Source organism: Microcystis viridis FACHB-1342 (genome assembly GCF_014698335.1).
Classification (GTDB): Bacteria; Cyanobacteriota; Cyanobacteriia; order Cyanobacteriales; family Microcystaceae; genus Microcystis; species Microcystis ichthyoblabe_A.
On record NZ_JACJSV010000130.1, the window covers coordinates 1 to 3853 of the forward strand.

A 3853-nucleotide genomic window follows, 5' to 3' on the forward strand; every position below is an offset into this window, starting at 1 on the left:
CTACAAAATTGGAAGGAGGGGGCAACCATCGATCCCTACCTCCCACACTCCGAGAATGATTATTATTCTTGAGAATGAATAGTTTATTTTTTGGAAGTCCCGTATTCTATTGAGTTAGCTAACTCATCCAGTCGCTTAATTGCTTTAATCTTGTTAGCGCGTAACAACTCTCGACGCACCTCATAATCAGCAATTTCTGGAAGAATAACCCTAATACCTGCTTTAATTAGTGTTTGTAGCCAACAATTACAAGCTAGACTTTCAGGCGCTCGCTTAGGATTAGTAATTAAACCGATAATTCCCGTATCTAATAAAACTACTCTATTCACCAAGTTACTCCCTTTAAGTGAGCCGGAAATAAAGGACGCTCAGATAAACGATCTTGATTGAGTGCTTCGATTAAATATTCACCTGTTTCTTGTTGTTCCTGTTCATCTTCTTCATCAATCCAAGATTGAAGTAAATTAACCAGTTTGGTCTGTTTTTCTTGTTCTAAAATAGTATCCTTGAGCAACTTTAGGACATAAGCTTCTAGAGAAAGACCTTTCTCCCTCGCTTTTTGGCTGAGATATTGTTCGATTTCCGATGTTAAATTAAGAGTTAGTGGCATGGGCTTGACTTGAATCAATTTATCGTGTCTTTAACTATTATAAACAAAAAAGCGATCGCCCTCTACAAATATAGCGCAATCGCCCCTAATTTAAGACTTCAATTGTTGCTCGATTTGCCAGTTTTCTATTAAACACTAACTAGCAAAGTCAAATACTGGTGTTTCAATTACCCGTTTTGGTCGCTTATTTTCCCAGACAATTTCCTGCAAGCGTTCGACAGTTTCTGGTGCAAAAAAACGCTCTCCCGTTTCTACACAGACTCTAGCGGGGACATTTTCTATAATGAAAAAATTGCCATTGATTTCAAGAGTATAGGTAACTTCTTGTTCAATTAAGGTTTCTTGTCTAGAATTAGTTGACATCTGGTGTTCTCCTTGATTTAAAATCAATCCATAAATTTGGGTCGGGTTCATATAGGGTAATAATTTTGAGCAAAGGGCGAGAGGGATAGCTACAATGAATGTGTAAGGCTCTATTAATTAGAGTAAATCCCAAAAGTAAACAGCTTGCACCATACTTATCAGCCGGATAATCTTCAATAATTTCGCTTTGTTCTATCGCCTCCCGTAATTCTTGAACACTGATCTGATGCAGGATACTTTGATTGACAGCGTGTTGAGAAAATTTCAATTGGTTTTGTCTAACTTTTTGACGAATTTCCTCAATCATTTCAGTGATAGCCGCCTTTACTTTGAGCGTAAATAGGCTCTTCTCGACTTTGTGTGATAATTTTTGCTTATGGAATCGTGAAATGTTGACGGAGAAAGACTTTTACGACTATTTTGCCGAAGAAACTATCAGTATAGGCTTCGTTTCCACACAGAAACCGGAAGAGCCGTAAATATCCGTCGCTGTCATTTCGCCAAATAACTGATCTTTAATTTCTAAATAATTTAGAGGTTGGGATGATGTTTCTCTTAGAAAGAAGGCCGCTTTAGCAATTCCCAATCTTTCTACAAGAGCTTTAACTCCCTCTTTTCTAATTTCCTCAATCTCAGGAATCGTCAAATCTGTTGGAACTTTCATAGTAATTTTCCTCAATTCGGCTCTTCTAGTTTCTGTGTGGAAACGAGGTCTATACTGATGGTTTCTTCGGCAAAACAGCCATAAAAGTCTTGCCCGATAAGCATTTCACAATTCCATAAGCAAAAATTATCACACAAAGTCGAGAAGAGCCTCAATTCAAGCGTCGAAATAGATTTTCAATTTTGCTTCATTCATCCACACTCCTACCACCATAACAAAAAAGCGATCGCCCTCTACAAATATAGCGTGATCGCATCTAATTCGAGACTATAGCTTTATTCGCCATTCCCTTCGCTTTCTTATAAATACTCAATCCCGCCCTGCATTTTGTCAGGACTCAGCCTTTAGGTTAGCCTGTACTGTAGAAGCAAGAGTTTTGTTATCTCGCGTTACTCTGATCAACAATCTTAATGCTTCGTTAACCGCATCAGCAGTGGGAAACATTTCTGCGACATCAGGCTCCAAGCGCACAGTGACTCCACCAAAGCTTTTTCTTCCAGAGCCTAACTTTCTAACTCGGAGGTGCTTCAAGTCATACTCTGTCCGTAAATCATCTTCCATTTCTGGCTCATCCCTCTTCATAAGCTTCTCGTTCGGTTTGCGTCACTTCCCTTGCACTAATGAGACTCATACCAGTGTAGTTCAGCTTTGCGGATTTCTCCATTAGGAAATTGAACTAAGCCGACTCCTTTTAGCTTTCGCCATCGACGACCCCCAAACTGCGCTTTTAGCCTTCTGAGTTCACGAATAGAGAGGTTGACGGCGATAATCTCTATTTCTGTTAGTTCTCCAATCAACTCAAAGCCATTACCCATGTCATCATTCTAACAAAGATTAATAAAAATCTGGAATGTCTCCCCAAAAAAGCGATCGCACTTTATCAATATAGCGCGATCGCTGCTAATTTAAGGCTAGATTTGCCAGTTTTTTATTTTAATTTGCGCTTCCAGGCTGCACCCGCACCTAAAGCACCAATGGCGAGTAAACCCAAGACTGAAGAAGGTTCGGGAACAGGAGTAGCTAGAGGAGTAAAATCAATACTGACATTATCGACTCCTTGATTAAAAAAAAACTGGTTGTCAACTTCCGCAAATCGGAGAATGTAGCTCCCGCCTGCTCCTACCAAGCTGGTAATGTCAAAACTATAAGAAGTATAAGGGTTAGGATTGGAAGCAAAGGGATCGTTTCCCAAATAGAAATTACCGACGATATCCGCAGGATTGGTTGAGAAGGGGTTGGCCCCAGCAACTAGGATATCCACCCGTGCGTGTTGGTTGGGATCACTGGTGTAGTCTAGTCCAGATGGATTGACGATAGGTCCAAGTCCACTCCAATCATTGACGAACATATCGTAAGACAAAATTACCGATGAGGCAGCTCCAGGAACGATAAAAGTCTGGGTTAGCGCATAGGCTCCCGGACCGTCTTGGTCAGACACTGCTTAGAAAGAGCCACTGGCTGGACCAACAGTTGCTTGACCATTGAAAGGCGTGGAGCCGTCAGCATCATCAATAAAGAAACCATTCGTCGAGCTACTCCCAGGTTGTATTGAGACATTCCAACCCGTAAAACCTGTTTCAAAGCCGCCGTTGGTAATCAATTCAGCGGCATGGGCGGTTCCCGTAGTCAGTATCCCCAAAGTTACAAAGACAGTACCGGCTGCTACTCTGGAGCAATTTTTAAGCACAGTCGAAGTTTTCATACTCAGAAAATTTCCTCAAAACAAATAAACAAACAAACAAATGTTCTGACTGACCTTTAAAGGAGAAAATCTCGAATTAAGCGACATTGGCAAGGGAGAAAAATTGGTTTTTTCAAAATTGCCAATCACTAAATTTTAAGTTAGTTCCTCAATGACAAGACAGAGCAACAACGGGATTTTACCCCCCCCGATTTTGTCAAGTGTAAACCAACACAAATTTACAAAAATTTATAATTATTGTTACTCTTGAGAGTAGGGTAGTAAATCTCAATTTGGTCGAAATATCTATATTACAGGGCGCACGCAGTTCGATAAACTCACTGACCACAGTGCGCTCCTACCATTGGCGCAATAATATTATTGTAGGGGCGAATTGCATTCGCCCTCTTTGATCCCCCCTTAATCCCTATCCATTAGTCACATCTTTCTTAACATAAAATTTGACAAAAAGAGAAAAGTGTGCAAGATGGCTCAAGGGGGTTCTATGGGGGGACTAATTTGATGAGATAGTTTC

General features: G+C 40.5%; 9 protein-coding genes. All 9 read right to left on the reverse strand.

Going from position 1 to position 3853, the window contains the following annotated elements; translation table 11 throughout:
• Window positions 1-83: 83 nt before the first annotated feature.
• Window positions 84-329: a hypothetical protein gene (locus H6G40_RS22630; protein WP_069474768.1), complete on the reverse strand. Its 246-nt coding sequence runs from the start codon at window positions 327-329 to the stop codon at window positions 84-86.
• The gene (locus tag H6G40_RS22635) at window positions 326-610 is read right to left on the reverse strand and encodes a hypothetical protein (RefSeq protein ID WP_002739848.1); all 285 of its coding nucleotides are present in this window, start codon (window positions 608-610) and stop codon (window positions 326-328) included. Before H6G40_RS22635 ends, H6G40_RS22630 begins: the two co-directional genes overlap by 4 nt.
• 135 nt (window positions 611-745) lie before the next feature.
• Window positions 746-1024, reverse strand: a complete 279-nt coding sequence (locus H6G40_RS22640) for a YgiT-type zinc finger protein (protein ID WP_002779215.1) — start codon at window positions 1022-1024, stop codon at window positions 746-748.
• Entirely contained in the window at window positions 963-1280 is a 318-nt protein-coding gene (locus H6G40_RS22645) for a DUF4258 domain-containing protein (protein WP_069474767.1), read from the reverse strand. Before H6G40_RS22645 ends, H6G40_RS22640 begins: the two co-directional genes overlap by 62 nt.
• Window positions 1281-1388: 108 nt before the next feature.
• Entirely contained in the window at window positions 1389-1637 is a 249-nt protein-coding gene (locus H6G40_RS22650; protein WP_002739691.1) for a hypothetical protein, read from the reverse strand.
• Between the two features lie 330 nt (window positions 1638-1967).
• On the reverse strand, window positions 1968-2219 hold the full coding sequence (locus H6G40_RS22655) for a hypothetical protein (RefSeq protein WP_002779207.1): 252 nt from the start codon (window positions 2217-2219) through the stop codon (window positions 1968-1970).
• A gap of 35 nt (window positions 2220-2254) precedes the next feature.
• Window positions 2255-2452: a hypothetical protein gene (locus H6G40_RS22660; RefSeq protein ID WP_002739967.1), complete on the reverse strand. Its 198-nt coding sequence runs from the start codon at window positions 2450-2452 to the stop codon at window positions 2255-2257.
• A gap of 113 nt (window positions 2453-2565) precedes the next feature.
• Window positions 2566-3075: a PEP-CTERM sorting domain-containing protein gene (locus H6G40_RS23825; protein WP_069474766.1), complete on the reverse strand. Its 510-nt coding sequence runs from the start codon at window positions 3073-3075 to the stop codon at window positions 2566-2568.
• Window positions 3076-3078: 3 nt separating this feature from the next.
• The gene (locus tag H6G40_RS22670; protein ID WP_069474765.1) at window positions 3079-3339 is read right to left on the reverse strand and encodes a hypothetical protein; all 261 of its coding nucleotides are present in this window, start codon (window positions 3337-3339) and stop codon (window positions 3079-3081) included.
• Window positions 3340-3853: the final 514 nt, after the last annotated feature.

Coding starts and splice junctions, on each gene's coding strand:
- H6G40_RS22635 (WP_002739848.1), bottom strand. CDS start 610: ATGCCACTAACTCTTAATTTAACATCGGAAATCGAACAATATCTCAGC.
- H6G40_RS22640 (WP_002779215.1), bottom strand. CDS start 1,024: ATGAACCCGACCCAAATTTATGGATTGATTTTAAATCAAGGAGAACAC.
- H6G40_RS22645 (WP_069474767.1), bottom strand. CDS start 1,280: ATGATTGAGGAAATTCGTCAAAAAGTTAGACAAAACCAATTGAAATTT.
- H6G40_RS22650 (WP_002739691.1), bottom strand. CDS start 1,637: ATGAAAGTTCCAACAGATTTGACGATTCCTGAGATTGAGGAAATTAGA.
- H6G40_RS22655 (WP_002779207.1), bottom strand. CDS start 2,219: ATGAAGAGGGATGAGCCAGAAATGGAAGATGATTTACGGACAGAGTAT.
- H6G40_RS22660 (WP_002739967.1), bottom strand. CDS start 2,452: ATGGGTAATGGCTTTGAGTTGATTGGAGAACTAACAGAAATAGAGATT.
- H6G40_RS22670 (WP_069474765.1), bottom strand. CDS start 3,339: ATGAAAACTTCGACTGTGCTTAAAAATTGCTCCAGAGTAGCAGCCGGT.